We start from the raw sequence: 1,459 nt of genomic DNA on the forward strand, positions 1-1,459 counted from the left end.
CGCGGTCAGACCGTTCGACGCGCCATCCTGGTTGACCGCCGAACCACGCACCACCGCCAGCACCTGATGACCATTGCGCCGCGCGTCCGAAAGCCGCTCCAGGAGCAGTACTCCGACGCCCTCGCCCCAGGCTGTACCGTCCGCCGCCGCGGCGAAGGGCTTGCACCGGCCGTCTGGGGCGAGTCCTCGCTGTTGGCTGAACTCGGTGAAGATACCCGGAGTCGACATCACCGTCACTCCGCCGGCGAGTGCCATCGAGCACTCCCCGTGGCGCAGCGCCTGGACCGCCAGGTGCAGGGCCACCAGCGAAGAGGAGCACGCCGTGTCCACCGTGACGGCCGGCCCGGTCAGTCCGAAGCTGTAGGAAATGCGCCCCGAAGCCACACTGCCCGCGGCGCCTGTGAACAGATAGCCCCCGGATTGCTGGGCGTTGGTGGCGTCCGTGCCGTAGCCGTGCGGGACGGCGCCGACGAAGACACCGGTCCTGCTGCCGCGCAGCGAATCAGGGTCGAGGCCCGCCCGTTCCAGCACTTCCCAGGAGGTCTCCAGGAGCAACCGCTGCTGCGGGTCCATGGCGACGGCCTCGCGCGGCGAGATCCCGAAGAAGCCTGCGTCGAACTCCCCCGCATCGTGCAGGAATCCACCCTGGTCGACATAACTGGTGCCCGCCCGTGAGGAGTCCGGGTCGTACAGCGCGTCGAGGTCCCATCCACGGTCTTCCGGCAGCCCGGAGATGACATCCCGCCCGTCGAGCAACAGCCGCCACAGGTCTTCCGGGGTGCGTATGTCTCCAGGGAAGCGGCAACTGGTGGCCACGATGGCGATGGGCTCGGCATCTGAGGCGCCGGCTGTCGTACCGGAGCGTGAGTCGGCGGCTTCCGCATCGTCGTCGCCCGAACTGTCCGCGCCGAGTATGCGGTCGCGCAGGTGCTCTGCGAGCCGCAGCGGCGTCGGGTAGTCGAACACAGCCGTCTGCGCGAGGGGCTGCCCGGTGGAAATGCCCAGGCGGTTGCGCAGGTCAACGGCGGTCAGCGAGTCGAATCCTGCCTCGCGGAACGCCTGCCCCACCTCGACCTCATGCGCCGAGGCCCAGCCGAGTACGGCCGCTGCCTGGGTGCACACCTCGTTCAGCACGACGCGCAGGCGCGCGCTGTCGGTGGGCGCGTCCAGCACTTTCTGCCGGAATCCGTCCACCGGCGCGGCAACCGGCGCGGAAGGCAGCTCGACCTGAACGGGCGCACCGGCGGCCGAGGGCGCCAGCCAGTAGCGGTCGCGCTGGAAAGCATAGGTGGGCAGATCGACCGGCTCGGTTCCTTCGGCGAACGGGACGAAGACCGCCGACCAGTCGGGGGTACCGCCGCGTACCCACAACTCCGCCAGCGAAGTGAGGAAACGCCGGACACCACCCTGCTCACGCCGCAACGTACCGACCGCACACACCTCGACCCCGGCAGCCTCA

At 69.6% G+C, this 1,459-nt stretch carries 1 protein-coding gene; it reads right to left on the minus strand.

Features of this window, described 5'->3' with window-relative positions; genetic code table 11:
- Positions 1 to 1,459 (minus strand): acyl carrier protein (locus IG88_RS0137655; protein ID WP_031051355.1); only part of this gene is annotated, 1,459 nt, incomplete at both ends.

The sequence above is a fragment of the Streptomyces sp. NRRL F-5650 genome, from assembly GCF_000721365.1.
In the GTDB taxonomy this organism is placed as follows: Bacteria; Actinomycetota; Actinomycetes; order Streptomycetales; family Streptomycetaceae; genus Streptomyces; species Streptomyces ardesiacus.